Source organism: Dietzia sp. NPDC055343 (assembly GCF_053645265.1).
On record NZ_JBSHMJ010000042.1, the window covers coordinates 1 to 17,741 of the forward strand.

17 protein-coding genes are annotated in these 17,741 nt (G+C 69.4%); 7 read left to right on the forward strand and 10 right to left on the reverse strand.

Features of this window, described 5'->3' with window-relative positions; genetic code table 11:
• A partial coding sequence (locus ACWIE7_RS15860; protein WP_454069914.1) for a M20 family metallopeptidase occupies positions 1–1,233 on the forward strand: 1,233 nt, incomplete at its 5' end.
• A 235-nt stretch (positions 1,234–1,468) separates the two neighbouring features.
• On the opposite strand, the gene ACWIE7_RS15865 is transcribed toward ACWIE7_RS15860, so the two are convergent.
• Together ACWIE7_RS15865 and ACWIE7_RS15870 are read right to left on the reverse strand one after the other, a co-directional pair.
• Positions 1,469–1,675: a hypothetical protein gene (locus tag ACWIE7_RS15865; protein ID WP_452098437.1), complete on the reverse strand. Its 207-nt coding sequence runs from the start codon at positions 1,673–1,675 to the stop codon at positions 1,469–1,471.
• Between the two features lie 93 nt (positions 1,676–1,768).
• The gene (locus tag ACWIE7_RS15870) at positions 1,769–2,401 is read right to left on the reverse strand and encodes a TetR/AcrR family transcriptional regulator (protein WP_454069915.1); all 633 of its coding nucleotides are present in this window, start codon (positions 2,399–2,401) and stop codon (positions 1,769–1,771) included.
• A gap of 202 nt (positions 2,402–2,603) precedes the next feature.
• On the opposite strand from ACWIE7_RS15870, the gene ACWIE7_RS15875 reads away from it, so the two are divergent.
• The gene (locus ACWIE7_RS15875) at positions 2,604–4,349 is read left to right on the forward strand and encodes an AMP-binding protein (RefSeq protein WP_454069916.1); all 1,746 of its coding nucleotides are present in this window, start codon (positions 2,604–2,606) and stop codon (positions 4,347–4,349) included.
• 63 nt (positions 4,350–4,412) lie between these two features.
• Here ACWIE7_RS15875 and ACWIE7_RS15880 read toward each other — a convergent pair whose 3' ends face one another.
• The 4 genes from ACWIE7_RS15880 to ACWIE7_RS15895 form a co-directional block, all read right to left on the reverse strand.
• Positions 4,413–4,925, reverse strand: a complete 513-nt coding sequence (locus tag ACWIE7_RS15880) for a hypothetical protein (RefSeq protein ID WP_454058514.1) — start codon at positions 4,923–4,925, stop codon at positions 4,413–4,415.
• 81 nt (positions 4,926–5,006) lie between these two features.
• Complete coding sequence (locus ACWIE7_RS15885; protein ID WP_454058513.1) at positions 5,007–5,285, reverse strand: YrhK family protein; 279 nt, start codon at positions 5,283–5,285, stop codon at positions 5,007–5,009.
• 58 nt (positions 5,286–5,343) lie between these two features.
• Positions 5,344–6,132 (reverse strand): SDR family NAD(P)-dependent oxidoreductase, encoded by a 789-nt coding sequence (locus tag ACWIE7_RS15890; RefSeq protein WP_454058512.1) that lies wholly within the window; start codon positions 6,130–6,132, stop codon positions 5,344–5,346.
• A 110-nt stretch (positions 6,133–6,242) separates the two neighbouring features.
• Positions 6,243–6,860: a TetR/AcrR family transcriptional regulator gene (locus ACWIE7_RS15895; RefSeq protein ID WP_454069917.1), complete on the reverse strand. Its 618-nt coding sequence runs from the start codon at positions 6,858–6,860 to the stop codon at positions 6,243–6,245.
• Between the two features lie 81 nt (positions 6,861–6,941).
• Here ACWIE7_RS15895 and ACWIE7_RS15900 point away from each other — a divergent pair, with 81 nt between their 5' ends.
• The 5 genes from ACWIE7_RS15900 (at position 6,942) to ACWIE7_RS15920 (ending at position 12,184) form a co-directional block, all read left to right on the forward strand.
• Positions 6,942–7,418: a nuclear transport factor 2 family protein gene (locus ACWIE7_RS15900; protein ID WP_454058510.1), complete on the forward strand. Its 477-nt coding sequence runs from the start codon at positions 6,942–6,944 to the stop codon at positions 7,416–7,418.
• Between the two features lie 58 nt (positions 7,419–7,476).
• Complete coding sequence (locus tag ACWIE7_RS15905) at positions 7,477–8,205, forward strand: sulfite exporter TauE/SafE family protein (RefSeq protein WP_454058509.1); 729 nt, start codon at positions 7,477–7,479, stop codon at positions 8,203–8,205.
• Between the two features lie 23 nt (positions 8,206–8,228).
• Positions 8,229–9,032 (forward strand): SDR family NAD(P)-dependent oxidoreductase, encoded by an 804-nt coding sequence (locus ACWIE7_RS15910; protein WP_454069918.1) that lies wholly within the window; start codon positions 8,229–8,231, stop codon positions 9,030–9,032.
• Between the two features lie 60 nt (positions 9,033–9,092).
• A complete protein-coding gene (locus tag ACWIE7_RS15915; RefSeq protein WP_454069919.1) occupies positions 9,093–10,517 on the forward strand; it encodes an amidase in 1,425 nt (474 codons plus the stop codon).
• Positions 10,518–10,813: 296 nt separating this feature from the next.
• Complete coding sequence (locus ACWIE7_RS15920) at positions 10,814–12,184, forward strand: NAD-dependent succinate-semialdehyde dehydrogenase (protein WP_454069920.1); 1,371 nt, start codon at positions 10,814–10,816, stop codon at positions 12,182–12,184.
• A 70-nt stretch (positions 12,185–12,254) separates the two neighbouring features.
• Here the strand turns inward: ACWIE7_RS15920 and ACWIE7_RS15925 are convergent, their stop codons facing one another.
• From ACWIE7_RS15925 to ACWIE7_RS15940, 4 genes are all read right to left on the reverse strand, one after another.
• Complete coding sequence (locus ACWIE7_RS15925) at positions 12,255–13,856, reverse strand: ABC transporter substrate-binding protein (RefSeq protein ID WP_454069921.1); 1,602 nt, start codon at positions 13,854–13,856, stop codon at positions 12,255–12,257.
• Between the two features lie 128 nt (positions 13,857–13,984).
• The gene (locus tag ACWIE7_RS15930) at positions 13,985–15,589 is read right to left on the reverse strand and encodes an ABC transporter substrate-binding protein (protein WP_454069922.1); all 1,605 of its coding nucleotides are present in this window, start codon (positions 15,587–15,589) and stop codon (positions 13,985–13,987) included.
• The gene (locus ACWIE7_RS15935) at positions 15,590–16,624 is read right to left on the reverse strand and encodes an ABC transporter ATP-binding protein (RefSeq protein WP_454058506.1); all 1,035 of its coding nucleotides are present in this window, start codon (positions 16,622–16,624) and stop codon (positions 15,590–15,592) included.
• Positions 16,621–17,637: an ABC transporter ATP-binding protein gene (locus tag ACWIE7_RS15940; RefSeq protein WP_454069923.1), complete on the reverse strand. Its 1,017-nt coding sequence runs from the start codon at positions 17,635–17,637 to the stop codon at positions 16,621–16,623. Before ACWIE7_RS15940 ends, ACWIE7_RS15935 begins: the two co-directional genes overlap by 4 nt.
• Between the last annotated feature and the right edge of the window lie 104 nt (positions 17,638–17,741).

A 17,741-nucleotide genomic window follows, 5' to 3' on the forward strand; every position in this document is an offset into this window, starting at 1 on the left:
CTCCCGTGGCTCCGCGACCTCTATCGTCACTTCCACTGCCGCCCGGAGCTCAGCATGGCCGACCACGCGACGGCGAGCCGGATCGAGCAGGAGCTCACCGCGCTGGGCCTGGAGCCCCAGCGCATCGGCGGGACGGGCGTCGTGGCGGTGATCGAGAACGGCGAAGGCCCCACAGTCCTGGCCCGCGCCGACACAGACGCACTGCCCCTCCAGGGGGACACCGGCCTGGAGTACGCCTCCCAGGCCCCGGGGGTCATGCACGCGTGCGGCCATGACGCGCACGCGGCGGCGCTGCTGGGCGCCACTCGCGTCCTGTCCGAGAACCGCGACGAGTGGTCGGGCACGTATATCGCGGTGTTCCAGCCGGGAGAGGAGACGGCCGCCGGCGCCCGGGCGATGGTCGACGGCGGCCTGCTCGAACGGGTCCCGCGGCCGGATGTGGCGCTGGGGCAGCACGTCATGCCGACCGCGGCCGGCACGATCGGCACGGTGACGGGCCCGGTCCTGTCGGCCGGCGATTCGCTGAAGATCACGATCCACGGCCGAGGCGCGCACGGTTCGATGCCGCACACGGCGGTGGACCCGGTGGTGGTGGCGTCGTCGATCGTCCTGCGCCTGCAGACGATCGTCTCGCGTGAGGTGGAGCCGGGGACGTTCGCTGTCGTGACGGTCGGTTCGATCTCCGCGGGCGCCAAGGCCAACATCATCCCGGACTCGGCCGAGCTGCTGCTCAACATCCGCACGTACGACCCGGCGGTGCGCGAGCAGGTGATCTCGGCGATCGAGCGCATCGTCCGCGCGGAGTGTGTGGCGGCCGGGGCCCCGGCCGATCCGGACTTCCTCTACTACGACCAGTACCCGCTCACCCGCAACGACCCTGCGGTCACGGACACGGTCACCGAGGCCTTCGTCGCCTACTTCGGCGCGCGCGCGGTGTACGAGGCCGGTCGGGTCACAGCGTCGGAGGATTTCTCCCTGATTCCGGACGCGTTCGGTGTGCCGTACACGTACTGGACCGTCGGCTCGGTGGACCCCGACCGCTACCGGGACGCGCTCTCCCCGGGCATGGTGGGTCGCGAGATCCCGGCCAACCACTCGCCGCGCTTCGCGCCGCTGGAGGAGCCGACGCTCCTCACGGCCACGCGCGCGCAGGTGGTGGCGGCGCTGGCCTATCTGGGCGCCGAGCGTCCGGCTGCGGCAGCACGCCCGAACGGGGGCTCCGAACTCACTTGACAGTTGTGAAGTCGCAGATGTGTGGCTACCCTCGGGTTTGTCGGTGGCGAAAGCTGATATCCCCCCGCCAGCTGTCGCCGACTCTGCAGCGATGTGCGGATGCCGCAGACCCGCCCCCCGGGTCGCGACCCCGCGTCGTGCGTCAGAATCGCCGGGGCCGCGTTGTCCCCCCTCCGCGGCCCCGGCGATTCCCTTATTTGGCCCATCCGGGCGTCGGGCGACTGGCCGGCTGGTGTCAGCCGACCTCCTCGTCGTCGTACTCCTCGGCTTCCTCGGGTCCTGGCTCGATCACCGGCACCTCGACGGACTGCTCGGCCACGTCGGCCGGGTCGGCCTCGCCGACGGAGCCGGCATCGACAGGCGCGGGCTCATACTCCTCCCGCGCCGTGACCGGATCGGGATCGGGCGTGTATTCCTCGGGATCGTGGTCCTCGACACCCATCTGCGTGCCTCCTCGCGTCGTTCCACACTGGGACACCTACTGACTAGCAGGGGTGGCGCCGTGTCGCCACCTGCACCGATGTGAGGGGTCGGCTCAGGCCGGGGGCGTGGGCCTGCCGGGTGCGGGGCCGATCTCGGGGTGTCGCGAGGCGAACTCGTCGAGCAGGCCGCACACCGAGGAGCGCACGATCGTGCGCAGCTGGGCGGGCGTGAACGCGTCCGGGGTGATGGTCGAGGTGGTGCCGAGCCCCGAGACCACCGCGAACAACGAGCGGGCCAGCGCGGTGACCTCGTGTTCCGGCGGGGTGCTGCCCAGCGTGACGGCGAGGTGGTCGGTCAGCGCCGAGACCTGCTCCACCACGTAGTCGCGCAGGATCTGGGCCAGTCGCGCGTTGTTGAGGCTGGCGGACTGGTACGCGGTCAGTATCCGCCAGAACCTCTGGGTGTCGACGTTGTGCGGCAGGGTCAGAACCGCGTTGTCGATCCATTCCTCCAGGGTCGTGGACTGGGGAGCGGAACCGGCGGTGAGCTCGGAGAGCGCCGCACGCAGCGCCGCCTCGAGGAGGTCTTCTTTGTCCGCGTAGTAGTGCGAGATGTAGCCCGTGGTGGCGCCCAGATGCTTGGCGATCCGGCGCATGGAGACGCTGTCCAGTCCGCCGTCGGCGACTAGTTCGCAGGCCGCGGAGGCGATCTCGCGACGGTTCGCGTCGACGCTGGAAGGGGGCATGGCCACGGTCGTCCTCACTTCTGCTCCGGCTGGAAACGGTGTGGTGAGCCGGGCGCTCAAGGGTTCACAGTAATCCACCCGGTGCGCTTGTGACTCTCGACACATCTGGGCTAGCATCGCTTCCCGTACGACTTCACACAACAGTTGTTATGTCGGTGCGGCAGGGCACTGACCAGTGCGGAAGACACGAGGAGACCACGAAATGGCGAGCACTACTCACGCGAACTTCGCGCCCACGACCGATACGACGGGGGCGGCCGGCGTCGAGGTCGAGCGGCTGCTTCCGGCCGAGGTCGCCGAGCAGCGACTCACCTTCGCCGACATCCTCGGTCGCCGACGTGGAGACACGCGACCCGGGCTGCTCTTCGAGGATCAGAGTTTCACCTGGGACGAGGTCGTGCGTGAGGCCGAGAAGCGGGCGATCGTGCTTCACGGGCTTCGGCGCGAGGGTCGGGCATTCCACGTCGGCGTGCTGTTGGAGAACGTGCCCGAGTATCTCTTCATGATCGGGGCCGCCGCACTGGCGGGCGCGACGGTCGTCGGCATCAATCCCACCCGGCGGGGAACCGAACTCGCGACGGACATCCGCGCTGTGGACTGCGACGTCATCGTCACCGACTCCACGCAGGCGGCGCTGCTGGACGGTCTCGACACGGGCGTGGACGAGGACCGGGTGTTCCTCGTCGACGGCCAGCGGTGGCGGGACCTCGTTCAGGACGCGGCGGGGGAGCGGTTGCCGAACGTCCTGGAGGCGAGCGATCCCACGACGACCGTGCTCCTGACGTTCACCTCGGGATCAACCGGAGCGCCCAAGGCGGTCATCTGCAGCACCGGGCGACTTGCCGCGCTCTCGGCGATCAACTATCTGTCGTTCACCACCGACGACGTGACCTACAACGCCATGCCGCTCTTCCACGGCAACGCCATCTTCTCCTGCTGGGGCCCATCGGTGTTCACCGGTGCCACGTTCAGTATGCGCCGCAAGTTCTCGGCCTCCGGTTTCCTGCCGGACGTGCTCAGGTTCGGCGCAACGTTTTTCAACTACGTGGGCCGGTCGCTGGCGTACATCCTCGCCGTTCCGGAGTCGGCCCAGGAGCAGCAGACCCGGCTGCGTCAGGTGTTCGGCACCGAGGCCTCCCCGCATGACCGGGACGAGTTCGAGCGGCGGTTCGGGACCCGGCCGATCGAGAGCTACGGCTCGTCCGAGGGAGCTGTGGTCATCAGTCTGACGCCGGATTCGCCGCGGAATGCGCTCGGTTTGCCCGCGGACTACATGGACGTCTGCATACTCGATGCCGACGGGCGGGAGTGCCCGCGGGCGGAGTTCGACTCCACCGGCCGTCTGCTCAATCCGGAGGCCGCGACCGGCGAGATCGTCAACCGCACCGGCGCGGCGATGTTCGAGGGGTACTACCGAAACCCCCAGGCCACTGCCGAGCGGATCGATGGTGCCGCCTACCGGACGGGGGATCTGGGCTACCGGGACGCCGAGGGCTTCTTCTACTTCGCCGGCCGTGGGGGTGACTGGATGCGCGTGGACAGTGAGAACTTCGCCGCCGCGCCCGTCGAGCGGATCCTCGCGCGTTTCCCCGGAGTCGTGTTGGTGGCCGTGTACCCCGTCCCGGACCCGCGGACGGGAGACCAGGTGATGGCCACCGTCGAGATGGCGCCCGGTGTGGAATTCGATCCCGAGGCCTTCGGTCGCTTCCTGGCGGAGCAGCAGGACCTGGGTACCAAGTGGGCGCCGCGGTTCGTGCGCGTGGTGCAGGACATCCCGGTCACCGCGACCCGCAAGATCGACAAGAAGGATCTCCGGCGCCAGTCGTGGACGGTGGAGGACGCCGTGTACCTGGGTGACACGAAGGCGCACCAGTACCGCCTGATGGACGACGACGACAAGGCCTCGCTCCTGGCCGAGTACGACCGCTACGGCCGCACCCCGGCCTGACCTGCCGCCGGGCTCGCCCGAGGTGGGCGGGCTCGCCCGGCGTGGCAGGTGCCTGCTGCACGCCTAGGAGTTGGCGATCGCCAGGATGATCCAGACCGGCAACCACAGCCCTGCGGTCAGCAGCGTCAGTACCAGGTGCAATACGTGGTTGACGCGGCGTCCGTTGTGCACGACCACCGTCTGCTGGAAGGGCTGCGGCGGGTACATGTACTGATAGGGGTGCTGCAGATACGGGCCGGGGTTCTGGAGATGCGGTCCGGTTCCGAACTGGTACGGGGCCGCCAGGTGCTGGGGGACGAACTGGTGGGGTGGGGGGTACGCGGGAGCCGGCGGGTTCCCGTACGGCAGACCCCCCTCGTGTGCGAGTGGCGCGCGCCCCGTCTGTGGGCCGGGGGCGTGCCGGTGCGGGGCCGCGCCGGGAGAAGGAGCTGGCGGGAACCCGCGGGTCTCGGCGGACGGGGTGTCGAAGGCCCGGGTGTCGAACGCCTCGGTCTGCCCGGCCGGGTAGGCGAGCTCGTGAGCGCCGGGTTCGTGAGCGCCGGGTTCGTGCGCAGGTGAACGGTACTGCTCGTGCATGACACCCCTCCTCGGCGGATCCTGTTCCAATATACGTCGGACGTCCGACACGCCGAGGAATCGTGATGCCCGCGATCGTGGTCAGAAATCCTGGTCGGATCCGGAGTCGCTGTACCCCCGCCTGCGCAGGTGAATCCGCCGGCTGAGCCGGATCGCCGGTCGGATCAGCATCTGCACGCTGCCCACGACGAACAGCGCCGTCGCGACGGTGGTCGTGGATTCGGAGAAGAACAGAATGCTGCCCACGACGAACCAGATGCCGATCAGCACGTCGTTGGCGATGCTCAGCGTCTCGTAGCGGTCCCGGATCACCAGGACGTCGGGGCCGAGGGGGATCCGGGCTGCGTGCGGTTCCGACATGGTGCCGACCCTAGTTGGTCCCCCTCGGCCGCCCCGGAGGCGGAAAAGAAGTCCGGGGTCAGTCCACGTTCGGTGCCCACTGGACGCCGTTGATGTGGCCCCCGCCGTCGACGAACAGCGTGTTGCCGGTCAGGTAGCGGCTCGCGTCGCTCGCGAGGAACGCGGCCACGGCCCCGATGTCCTCCATCGGGTCGCCCACCCGGCCCATCGGATTGGCTGCCGCGAGGCCCGCCGCCATCTCGGGGTTCGCCTCGGCGACCCGTCGGTACGCCTCGCTCTGGGCGCCGGGGCAGATGACGTTGCAGCAGATCTGCCGCGGCGCCCACTCGCGTGCCGCGGTCCGGGTGAGGGTGCGCAGTGCCTCCTTGGCCGCGTTGTACTGCACCGAGTACATGTGCGCGTTGACACCATTGAGCGAGCACAGGTTGATGACGCGTCCGGTGCCGTGCTTCTCCAGCTCCGGCAGCGCCGCCTGCATGGCCCAGAACGCGGCCATCACGGCCATGTCGAAACCGCCGCGCAGCTTCTCGTCGGTCATGTTCTCCAGCCGCGCGAAGCCGGTGCCCTTCCACGCGTTGTTGACCAGGATGTCCAGTCGGCCGAAACGGTCCGATGCCGCGGCGACCATCGCCAGGACCTGCTCCTTGTCGGTGACATCGGTTCGGATGAACTCCGCCTCGACCCCCCACTGGTCCCGCACCCAGGCCGCGGTGTCTGCGCCCGCGGTCTCGTCGATCTCCGCCACGATCACCGAGGCGCCCTCACGGGCCAGTGCCCCCGCGATCCCACGACCGATGCCCATCCCGGCGCCGGTCACCACTGCCACACGGCCGTCAAGCGTTCCCATTCCCACCTCTAAGTCAGTGCTTTACGAATAGTTGCTGAAACAAGTTCTACCCGGAGTGGTGATGGCGCACACGAGATCGGGCGGGTGCGGGTCGTCTCTCGTCCGAGAGATCAGGGGCTCCCGGCGTCGGAGCCACGCGTGACGACCCGGGCCAGGAGGTCGGCCAGGCGTTCGTCGATCCCGGTGCGCTCGGACTCGGGGATGTCGAGCGCGTCGAGCAGTGCGCCGCGCAGTACGGGCCATGCGTAGACGGCCGTGAACACCAACAGCAGTTCGACGTCGCCCGCCGGCGGGGGGTCGTTCATTCGCCGCAGCTCCGCGGCCGGGCGCTGGGAAGGGTCGACCATCGGCGGAAAGGCGGCGTCGCGATCGAGTGCCAGCCAGGCCAGCAGGCGGCTGATCTCGGGATGCGACGAAGCGCCGAGCAGCATGCCGCGGACGGCTTCGCCGGCGTCGTCTGTGTTCTCCAGGCGCGCGGCGCCGAACCGGACGGCATCCTGCATGACCGCGGTGATCAGCGCCTCTTTCCGGCCGATGTGGCGGTGGATCAGCCCGAGGTTCACTCCGGCGGCGTCGGCGATGTCGCGGAGCGGTACCTGCGGACCGCGCTCGGAGAACAGTCGGCGGGCCTCGCGCAGGACGGCCGATCGGATCTCGTCGCGGCCGGTCGGGCGGGCCGCGGCCTCGGGCGCGGGCGCCTGCTCGGGAGTCGGCCTCTCGCGTTCCATTCCCAAACTGTACACAATTGACTACAGTCGCAGTGGTGGACGTAGAACACGTGCCAGTTCCCCTGCGAAAGGCCTCTGCTGATGACCTCCCGTGACCGCCGCGACGACATCGACGCGATCAAGTCGCTCAAGTACCGCTACCTGCGCTGCGTGGACCTGCGTCTGTGGGACGAGCTCGCCGGGACCCTCGCGCCGGAGGTGACCGCCTCCTACGGCAAGCGCCTGTCCTACACCGGCCGTGACCAGGTGGTCGAGGGGCTCAAGGGACAGATGACGGACGGTGTGATCACCGAGCACCAGGCCCACCACCCCGAGATCGAGGTCGACGGCGACACCGCGACCGGCCGCTGGTACCTGCAGGACCGGGTGATCGTGCCGGCCTTCGACACCTACATCTTCGGCGGCGCCTTCTATGACGACGCGTACGCGTTCGTCGACGGTCGTTGGATGATCACGAAGACCGGCTACAAGCGCACCTACGAGGCCATGATCAACCTCAAGGACGTGCCGAGTTTCCAGCTCAACGACAACCATCTCGCCCCCGCCGACGGGCAGTGACGGCCCGCCCGGCAGCGGAGTCGCGGACGCGGTGTGATCACCGGATCGATGGTGCGCGGTGGAGTTGATCCTCATCGCCGTGCTGTGCGTGGCCGTCGCCTCGGTCATCGGCGGGGCGACGGGCTTCGGCACGTCGCTCATGGCCACACCGTTCATGCTCCTGGCCGGGGTAGGGCTCACGGAGACCGTGGTGGTCAACCTCGTGGTGGCCCTGGTGACCCGCGTGGGCGTGACCTATCAGTTGCGCGAGCACATCGACTGGCGTCGCGTCGCACTGCTCGGCGGCGCCAGCCTGCCGGGGGCGTGGCTGGGCGTGGAGACCGTGAGCATGCTGCCCGAGCAGCACCTCAAACCCGCCGCCGGTGTGATCACCATCGTGTGTGGCCTGGCCATGGCGCTGCCCACCTCGACAGGCGCCAGGCCGCCGGCGGCGTGGCTCACCGCGGTCACCGGCGCCATCGGCGGCTACTTCTCCACCACCACCTCGCTCAACGGTCCACCCGTCGTGCTGCTGCTCGGCCGGGCCAAACTGCCACCGCTGAGTTTCATCGCCGACCTCGCCGGCTACTTCGTCATCACCAGCATCGTCTCCCTGTCGCTGCTGTGGGCGGGCACGGACGTCGATGTCCCGGCGATCCTGCCGATGCTCGCCGCCTGCGTCGTGGCCGGGCTGGTCTTCAACCAGATCGGCATCGCCATCGCACAACGTCTGCCCACCCATATTTTCCGCTCGGCCGTGATCGCCCTCGTGGTACTCGCCGGGATCATCACCATCGTCACCTCATGAACAACCACCACCACGGAGGAACAATGTCAGCTCAGCTCCCCAGCGATCTCGCGGGCGCCGACCGCGCCAACCGACTGGCCGGCAAGGTCGCGGTCGTCACCGGCGGCGGACAGGGCGTGGGCCGGGGCATCTCGCTCGGGCTCGCCGAATCCGGCGCCGCGATCCTGCTCGTCGGACGTACCCGGGAAAAGCTCGACGCGGTCGCGGACGAGATCCGGGCCGCCGGAGGCACCGCTGAGTGCCTGGCCGTGAACATCACGCACGAGGGCTCGCCGAACGCGATCATCGAGTCCGCCATCGAGTACTTCGGTGGCTTCGACATTCTGGTCAACAACGCGAACATGGCCCGCCCGATGCCCTTGTCCGACTACCCCGACGACGGCTTCCGCAAGGCGTTCGACGCCGGGCCGGGTATCGCACTGACGCTGATGAAGTTGGCGCGTCCGATCATGAAGCAGCGGGGCGGTGGGGTGATACTCAACTTGGTCACGTCGGCTGCCGTGCGGTGGGACCCCAGCAACTACGGTGTCTATGGTGCCGTCAAGGAGGCCATGCGCGCCCTGACCCGCGCCGCCGCCTACGAATGGGCCGCCGACGGCATCCGCGCCCTCAACATCGCCCCGCACGCCCACAGTCCCGGGCTCGACTGGTGGATGGAGAACAACCCGGAGGAGGCCGCCGAGTTCATCGCCGCGATCCCTGCCGGCCGGGTGGGCGACCCCCTCGACGACATCGGCCGGCCCGTGGCCTGGCTCTGCTCGGCGGAGGCCTCGTACCTGTCCGGTGCGACCATCCCGCTCGACGGTGGTCAGTCCCGCTGGGGCTGACCGGGTCGCAGTCGTTGTCGTCGTCGTAGTACACCACCCCACCCCAAGGAGTCCCTCGCCATGACCACCGACATCCGCGACGCCGTGGCGCTCGCCGCCGACATCCGCGCCGGCGACCTCGACCCCGCCGACGTGCTGGAACAGGCCATCGGCCGTATCGAGGCCCACGACCCGGCGCTCAACGCGATGGTCGCCACCCGCTTCGACGAGGCTCGCGCCGAGGTCGCCGCGGGCCTGCCCGACGGACCGATGCGCGGCGTGCCGATCGTCATCAAGTCCCTCGGCACCGACGTCGCCGGGCTGCCCGCCGCCGACGGTTCGCGCTTGTTCGCCGACGTCGTGGCCAGCGTGGACAGCACCATCGTCCAGCGCTACAAGGCCGCCGGGATGATGGTCCTGGGCACCACCAACGTGCCCGAGATGGGCAAGACCACCACCACCGAATCACTGCTGCACGGGCCGTGCCGCAACCCCTGGAACACCGGCTACTCCACCGGCGGTTCCAGTGGCGGGTCGGCGGCCGCGGTCGCCTCGGGAATGGTGCCCGTGGCGCACGCCACCGACGGCGGCGGCTCGATCCGCATCCCCGCCGCGATGTGCGGACTCGTCGGACTCAAGCCCAGCCGCGGCCGCGTCCCCACCTGGCCGCATCCCATCGGGCTCGCCGCCCCGGTGGCCTACCACCACGCGGTCACCACCAGCGTCCGGGACAGCGCCGCGTTGCTGGACGTCGTGGCCGGGCACGTGCCCGGCGACGCCTACGGGGCGCCCACGCCGGCGCGCCCGTTCGTCGAGGAGGTGGGTATCGATCCGGGTCGACTGCGCGTGGGCGTGTTGAGGGTCGCGCCCGGGCCGTTCCCCACCGATCCGGACTGCACCGCCGCCGTCGACCGCACCGCCGCGACACTGACCGGGCTGGGCCACGAGGTGCGCGAGGTGGAGTTGGGCCTGGACACCATCGAGGTGCTGTCCACCGTGGGCACAATCATGGGCGCCCAGCTGTTGGCGACCATCGAGGACCGTCTCGCGGAGCTGGGGAGGGAGCTCGACGACGACGACATCGAGCCCTGGACCCGGACAATCCTGGAGAACGCGAGGACCCATACGGCCCCCGGCGTGGCCCGGGCGTTGCAGACCGCGCAGCGGACCGGCTGGAAGGTGGCTGAACTGTTCGGGCCCGACGGAGTGGACGTGCTGCTGCTCCCGACGCTGCCGTCGACCACCCCGGAGCTGGGCTTTCTCGATGTGACCGATCCGGAGTCGATGTGGGCGCGTAGTTCGGCGTACTCGGTGTGCGCGAGCGCGTTCAACATCTCCGGTCAGCCGGCCGTCTCGTTGCCGGCCGGCACTGACGAGCGCGGTATGCCGGCCGGGGTGCAGTTGGTGGCCGACTACGCGCGCGAGGACCTGCTGTTTCGGCTGGCCGGGCAGCTCGAGGCCGCCGCGCCGTGGACGCGGGTCGCGCCGGGATACCAGGGCTGGTGAGCCGGCGGGGCTGGTGATGCGCGTCCGCTGACGGGGCGCATCCGCTCCCGCGCCTGCGCGAACGCGCCCGCCCGAGAACCGGTCGTGATTCTGCAGGCATCGACCGAGAATGAGCCTGCAGGATCGCGACCGGTTTTTACCAATCGCGACGGGATCTCACAGAATGCGACCGCGCTGATTCGCGACGGCGGGCCGGGCGGCGCACGCGGCGGATGGCGGTATCGGTGGGCGGGGAAGTCGAGGGGGCGTACGGTCGCGGCCAGACACCCCCCGACACGTCAGGATGTGATCGCAGGATGAGCACGTACCGGACCCACAACCCCTCGACCGGCCAGACCGCTGCGGAATACGACGGCCTGGCAGACCACGAGATCGACGCGGTGATCTCCCGCGTGGCCGACGGATTCGACGCGTGGCGCCGCAGGCCGTCGGCCGAGCGGGCGCGGATCCTCGCGGCCATCGGCGACGCGTTCGCGGACCGGGTCGATGAGCTGGCCGCCGCGATCTCCGAGGAGATGGGTAAGCCGACCGCGCAGGCCGCCGGTGAGGTGAAGCTGGCCGCGTCCATCTACCACTGGTACGCCGAGCACGGGCCCGCGCTGCTGGAGCCGGAGTCGCTGGACGTGAGCGGAGCCCGCGAGAACACCGTGACCGTCGAACCGGTGGGGCCACTGGTCGGCGTGATGCCCTGGAACTACCCCTACTATCAGGTCGCCAGGTTCGCCGCACCCAACCTCATGGCCGGCAACACCGTGATCCTCAAGCACGCCTCGATCTGTGCCAAGAGCTCCGCCCTCATCGAGCGCATCCAGCGCGAGGCGGGTCTGCCCGCGGACGCGTACGTCAACGTCTACGCCTCCTCCGATCAGGTGGCGGAGATGATCGCCGACCCGCGCGTCCACGGCGTCTCGCTCACCGGCAGCGAGGGGGCCGGCGCGGCGGTGGCCGAGGTGGCGGGCAAGAACCTCACCAAGAGCGTGCTCGAGCTGGGCGGCTCGGACCCGCTCGTCGTCTTGGACACCGACGACGTCGGCGAGCTGGTCGACACCGTCGGCCGCGCTCGGTTGTCCAACTCCGGACAGGCGTGCAACTCGCCCAAGCGCATGTTCGTCCCGGACGGCATCTACGAGGAGTTCGTCGCCGGCCTCACCGACCTCTACGGGCGTATCACCGTGGGGCCGGCCGACGACGAGGCCACCGAGATGGGGCCGCTCTCGAGCGAGGAGGCCCGCGACGGCGTAGTGGAGCAGGTGCGAACCGCGGTCGAACAGGGTGCCAAGCTCCGGATCGGCGGCGACCCGATCGACCGTCCCGGTGCGTACATGGAGCCCACCGTGCTCACCGACCTCACCGACGAGATGGACGTCTACCACGACGAGGTGTTCGGGCCCGTCGCCATGATCTACCGCTACACCGACCTCGACGAGGCGCTGCGGGTCGCCAACGACACCCGGTTCGGTCTCTCCGGATCCGTGTGGGGGACCGACCCCGACGAGGCGGCACGGGTGGCCGACCGGATCGACGCGGGAATGGTCTACGTCAACGAGCACGGCACCACCCGCGCCGGACTTCCCTTCGGCGGTGTCAAGGCCTCCGGCTACGGCCGGGAGCTCGGCCGGTGGGGCATGGGCGAGTTCGTCAACACCAGGCTGCGGCGCGTGCACTGACAGCCGCCGGGATACAGCACAGCCCCGGAACCCTCGCGGGATCCGGGGCCGTGTCGGCTTCAGGAGCCGGTCACTCCTGGACGTACGCGCCGTCGAAGAGCATGGTCGAGTACAGGGACGGTGAGACGCCCCGAACCGTGTCGCCCACCACGACGTACTCCTCGGAGTTAGCGAGCACCGCGAGCGGCACCACCCGGTTGTAGACCTCCTGGAGGTGGTTCAGCGCCTCCTTCTGGGTGTCCAGATCCGGAGCAGCCTTGAACGCGGTGACGGCGGCGGTCAGCTCCGGATCGTCGATTCCGGTGAGGTTCGTCGATCCACCCGGCGCGAACGCGCTGTAGAAGGTGCTGGCGAGATCGGCATCAGAGGTCGCGAGCCCGCCCACCACTGCCTCGAAATCGTTCGTGAACTGGCGCGCCACGACCTGGGTGACGGGCGCGTTCTCCAGGCTCACGTTGAACCCCGCGGCGTCCAGCAGCGCCTTGAGAGCCACGCCGGTCTCCATGTTCTCCGGGCTGTCGGCGATCAGCAGGGTCACCTCTCCGTTCCAGTCGGGACGCTCTGCCTTGACCTCGTCGACGAGGGCCTTGGCTGCCTCCAGGTCGTATGCCGGCCCCTGTTGACCGTCGTAGAAGCGCGAGGACTCCGCGATGAGTGCGTCGGTCGGCTGACCGAGACCGCCGGTGAGGCGTTGGTCGATCAGGTCGCGGTCGAGCGCGTGGGCGAAGGCCCGGCGCGCCCGCTCGTCGGTGAACACACCGTCGTAACCGGCCGCCCCGGTGTTCAGGTTGACGACCGAGCCGGAGCTCGTGATGGTCTCGAAACCGCGGTCACCGGCGTCCTGGGCCTCGGTCACGGTCTTGGCACCTCGCAGGAACCCGACCTGGACCTCGCCGGTCTGGAACGCCTCGTACGTGCCCTGTGAGCCCGGGATGCGGATGAACTTCAGAGTCGGGCAGACCGGGCCGCCGTAGTAGTCCGGGTTGGGCTCCAGCACCACTTCCTGGTCGGGGGTATAGCTGGCGACGGTGAATGCTCCCGCACCAATCGGGTTGCGTGCCCAGTCCTGCGGATCCGTGGCCTCAAAAGCCTTCTGGGGGATGATCTCGCCACCGGTTCCGGCGAGCAGGATCGGGAAGCCGGCCCACGGCTCGGTGAGGGTGAACTCGACGGTCAGCGGATCCACCACCACGGTCTCTTCGACCTGCAGGGCATCGGACATCACCGTCGAACGGATGGCGGGATCCTGGTGCAGGCCGATCGTGTAGGCGACGTCCTCGGCGGTCAAGGGATCGCCGTTGGAGAAGTTCACGCCCTCGCGCAGCTTGAGGGTCCAGACCGTGTTGTCGTCGTTGGACTCCAGCGACTCGGCGAGCTTGGGCTGGAACTCCTCGGCCTCCGGGTTCCAGCGCATGAGTCGGTCGTAGACCGCGGCGGATTCGGAACCGCCGCGCACGCCATGCTGACCCTGGCCGGGGGCGAAGGACGGCAGCATCGCGTACTCACCCATGGTGATGGTCCCGCCGACGTGGTCGGCGGTGCATCGCTCGGACTGGTCGGGCGCGGTGGCGCCCGAGGCCGAATTGTCGGAATCAGGTCCGCCCCCGCCGCATGCGGTCAGGGCGATCGTCGCGGTGGCGAGGACGGACAGAGCGCGGATAGCGCGGGTCATGAATTCTCCTGTGGTGGGGTGAAGGCATATGAGCGGGCCCCGGGTAGTCCCGCCGGTGGGCGGATGACCCGGGGCCCGGTTGTGCGGTGGTGCTGGTGATACGCGGCCCGCTCAGGGGCCGAAGGGGATCACTCCTCGACGTAGGCGCCGTCGAAGAGCATGACCGAGGAGAGCGTGGGCACGACGCCCTTGACCGACTCGTCGATGATCACGTACTGCTCCGCGTTCGCCATCACGGCGAAGGGCTGGACCCGGTTGTAGACCTCCTGGACCCGGTTGAGGGCCTCCTTCTGCGAGTCCACGTCAGCGGCGGCCTTGAACGCGGTGAGCGCCTCGGTCAGCTCCGGATCGTCGATCCCGGTGAGGTTGGTCGCCCCGCCGGGGGTCATCGCGGCGGCGAAGGTCGAGGCGAGGTCCGCGTCGGACGGCGCCAGGCCGCCGATCACGATCTCGTAGTCACCGGTGAACTGGCGCGCGGTGACCTGGGAGACCGGGGCGTTGACAATGCTGACGTTGAATCCGGCGGCGTCGAGCATCGCCTTGGCGACGACGCCCGCCTCGACGTTCTCCGGGCCGTCGGAGATGAGCAGCTCGAGCGAGCCGTCCCAGTCGAGATTCTCGGCCTTGACCTCGTCCACCAGACGCTTCGCCTCCTCCGCGTCGTACTTCGGGCCCTCCTGGTTGTCGTAGAGGCGCGAGGACTCGGCCACGAGTGCGGAGGTCGGCTGGCCCGTGCCACCGGCGAGACGCTGGTCCCACAGGTCGCGGTCCATGGCGTGACCCACGGCCCGGCGCGCACGCTCGTCGGTGAGGACACCGTCGTAGCCGGCGTTGCCGGAGTTCATGTTGATCACGGAACCGGAGCTGATGATCTCCTCGAAGCCCTGGAACTCGGAGTCCTGGGCCTCGGTGACGAACTTGGCGCCGCGTAGGACGCCGACCTGCAGCTCACCGGTCTGGAAGGCATCGATGGTTCCCTGGGAACCGGGGATGCGGATGAACTCCAGGGTCGGGCAGACCGGGCCGCCGTAGTAGTCCGGGTTCGGCTGGAGGACGACGTTCTGATCAGGGGTGTAGGAGTCCATGACGAACGCGCCGGCGCCGATCGGGTTGCGGGCCCACTCCTCCGGGGTCGACGCCTCGAACGCCGCCTGGGGGATGACCTCGCCGGCGGCACCGGACAGTAGTACGGGGAAACCGGCCCACGGCTCGGCGAGGGTGAACTCGACAGTCTGCTCGTCGACCGCGACGGCCTCCTCGACCTGCATGGCGTCGGTCATGACGACGGAGCGGGTGGCCGGGTCCTGGTGCAGGCCGATGGTGAACGCGACGTCCTCGGCGGTGACGGGATCGCCGTTGGAGAAGTTCACGCCCTCGCGCAGCTTCAGGGTCCAGACCGTGTTGTCGTCGTTGGACTCCAGCGACTCGGCGAGCTTGGGCTCGAACTCCTCGGCCTCCGGGTTCCAGATCATGAGCCGGTCGTAGATGGCGGCGGACTCGGCGCCGCCGCGGATCCCGTACTGGCCCTGACCGGGCATGAACGTGGGCAGCATGACGTACTCACCCATGGTGATGGTGCCGCCGACCTGGTCCTCGGTGCACCGGCCGGACTCGGTCGGGGTGAGTCCGCCGCCGCCCGAGGCGCTCGAGGAATCGTCAGGCCCCCCTCCGCAGGCGGTCAGGGTCAGCGTCGCCGCGGCCAGCACGGCGAAGGCGCCGGTAGTGCGCTTCATTCAGTTCTCCTCGAGAGGGTGGTGACACGCGACCTTGTGGCCGGGTGCGATGTCGATCAGTTGTGGGCGTTCGGTCGCGCAGATCTCGGTGGCCCGGGGGCACCGGGTCCGGAATCGGCAGCCGGACGGGGGATTGAGCGGGGACGGCAGCTCGGAGCTCGTGGCCGCGATGGGCGCCTCGCCCAGGGAGTCGGCGAGGGTGCCGCCGAGCGTGGGGGCGGACGAGATGAGCAGCATCGTGTACGGGTGTGCAGGGGCGCCGTAGAGCGCCTCCGTGTCGGCGACCTCGCACACCTGGCCGAGATACATCACCGCCACCTGGTCGGCGATGTTGTGCACCACCGACAGGTCGTGGGAGATGAACACCATCGTCAGCCGGTAGCGCTCCTTCATGTCCTCGAGCAGGTTCAGGATCTGCGCCTGCACGGACACGTCGAGCGCGGAGACCGGCTCGTCGCACACCAAGACCTCGGGCTCGAGCACCAGGGCGCGGGCCAGGGCGATTCGCTGGCACTGTCCGCCCGAGAACTCCGAGGGACGGCGGTCGCCGGCGTGGGCGGGGTCCAGCCCGACGGCCTCCAGTGCCGCGTCGACCCGCTGACGGATCTCGGCGCGTCCGCTGCCCACGCCCTGGATCTCCAGCCCCTCGGCCACGATGTCCCGGACCGTGCGCCGTGGGTTGAGCGAGGAGATGGGGTCCTGGAACACCATCTGGATCATCTTCCGGGCGTGCTTGAGCGCGGCGCCCGAGAGACCGCACAGGTCGGTCTCGTCCACGATCACACGGCCCGAGGTGGGACGGGGCAGTTGGAGCATCGCGCGTCCGAGGCTGGACTTACCGCAGCCCGACTCGCCCACCAGGGCGAGTGTCGAGCCGCGGGGGACGTCGAGGGAGACGTCCGAGACGGCGTGGACCGTGCCCTTGCGGGTGTGGTACTCGACGGTCACGGCGTCGACGACGAGCTTGGCGTCCGCGGCCCGGCCGGCACCGGCCGGGGTCGACTCGTCCGCGACGCTCGAGGGGATGCCGGTCATGATGCCTCGCTACTCATGTTCGCCCGGGCAGGGATGGTGGGGTGGAAGCAGGCGACCCTGTGCGTTTCGGAGCCGGAGGCTCCCGTGGCCCTCAGGTCCTCGAGCGGGGGATCGACCTGCAGGCAGTCGTCCTGTGCCCGGGTGCACCGCGGGGCGTACCGACATCCGGTCGGCATGTCCCGGAGGTTCGGGGGCCGGCCCTCGATGACCGTCAGCCGCGTGTGCGGCGGCAGGTCGGGGCGCGGAATGGAGCTGAGCAGTGCCCCGGTGTACGGGTGTGCGGGCTCGTCCAGGAGGGCGCGGGTATCGCCTACCTCGAGGAAATGGCCGGCGTACATCACGCCGATCCTGTCAGTGTGCTGGGAGACCACCGCCAGGTCGTGGCTGACCAGGATCATCGCCATGTCCCCGTCGGACTGGAGGGCGTGCAGCAGGTCGAGGATCTCGTGCTGCACGGTCACGTCCAGGGCGGTCGTGGGCTCGTCGGCGATGAGCAGTTTGGGGGAGCAGGACAGCGCGATCGCGATACCGACGCGCTGACGCATTCCGCCCGAGAGCTGGTGCGGGTACTCGTTCATGCGTACACGGGGGGAGGGGATGCGCACCCGCTCGAGCAGTTCGACGGCGCGGTCGGTCGCCTCCCGCCGGCTCAGCCCCAGATGGTGGCGCAGCGGGTCGGTGATCTGCCGGCCGATCGTCCGGATCGGGTTAAGCGAGGTCAGCGGGTCCTGGAAGACCATGGCGATCTCCCGACCCCAGAACTTCTGCGACTCGCGCTGGGTGAGGGACAGGACGTCGCGCCCGTCGAACCGCACCGTCGACGCGGGATCGATCCGCGCGGTGGTCGGGGCGATGCCCATGATCGACCGGACCAGCATCGACTTGCCGGAGCCGGACTCGCCGACGATGCCGATGGTCTCACCGCGGCGCAGTGAGATGTCGACTCCGTCGACCGGGGTGATTCGTCCCCCGGGGGTGTCGATGTGGGTGCGTAGGTCGCGGACCTCCAACAACAGGTCTGCGCCGCCGGCCGGGGTGTCCGGCCGGCGCGATGAAGCTGCGGGGATGACTGCCTCCTCAGGATCGTGGTCCGGTCTAAGTCATCTACTTAATCCGT

What these genes read in the sequence shown, in the direction of transcription:
- ACWIE7_RS15865 (WP_452098437.1), bottom strand. Translation starts at nt 1,675, where the DNA reads ATGGGTGTCGAGGACCACGATCCCGAGGAATACACGCCCGATCCCGAT.
- ACWIE7_RS15870 (WP_454069915.1), bottom strand. Translation starts at nt 2,401, where the DNA reads ATGCCCCCTTCCAGCGTCGACGCGAACCGTCGCGAGATCGCCTCCGCG.
- ACWIE7_RS15875 (WP_454069916.1), top strand. Translation starts at nt 2,604, where the DNA reads ATGGCGAGCACTACTCACGCGAACTTCGCGCCCACGACCGATACGACG.
- ACWIE7_RS15880 (WP_454058514.1), bottom strand. Translation starts at nt 4,925, where the DNA reads ATGCACGAGCAGTACCGTTCACCTGCGCACGAACCCGGCGCTCACGAA.
- ACWIE7_RS15885 (WP_454058513.1), bottom strand. Translation starts at nt 5,285, where the DNA reads ATGTCGGAACCGCACGCAGCCCGGATCCCCCTCGGCCCCGACGTCCTG.
- ACWIE7_RS15890 (WP_454058512.1), bottom strand. Translation starts at nt 6,132, where the DNA reads ATGGGAACGCTTGACGGCCGTGTGGCAGTGGTGACCGGCGCCGGGATG.
- ACWIE7_RS15895 (WP_454069917.1), bottom strand. Translation starts at nt 6,860, where the DNA reads ATGGAACGCGAGAGGCCGACTCCCGAGCAGGCGCCCGCGCCCGAGGCC.
- ACWIE7_RS15900 (WP_454058510.1), top strand. Translation starts at nt 6,942, where the DNA reads ATGACCTCCCGTGACCGCCGCGACGACATCGACGCGATCAAGTCGCTC.
- ACWIE7_RS15910 (WP_454069918.1), top strand. Translation starts at nt 8,229, where the DNA reads ATGTCAGCTCAGCTCCCCAGCGATCTCGCGGGCGCCGACCGCGCCAAC.
- ACWIE7_RS15915 (WP_454069919.1), top strand. Translation starts at nt 9,093, where the DNA reads ATGACCACCGACATCCGCGACGCCGTGGCGCTCGCCGCCGACATCCGC.
- ACWIE7_RS15920 (WP_454069920.1), top strand. Translation starts at nt 10,814, where the DNA reads ATGAGCACGTACCGGACCCACAACCCCTCGACCGGCCAGACCGCTGCG.
- ACWIE7_RS15925 (WP_454069921.1), bottom strand. Translation starts at nt 13,856, where the DNA reads ATGACCCGCGCTATCCGCGCTCTGTCCGTCCTCGCCACCGCGACGATC.
- ACWIE7_RS15930 (WP_454069922.1), bottom strand. Translation starts at nt 15,589, where the DNA reads ATGAAGCGCACTACCGGCGCCTTCGCCGTGCTGGCCGCGGCGACGCTG.
- ACWIE7_RS15935 (WP_454058506.1), bottom strand. Translation starts at nt 16,624, where the DNA reads ATGACCGGCATCCCCTCGAGCGTCGCGGACGAGTCGACCCCGGCCGGT.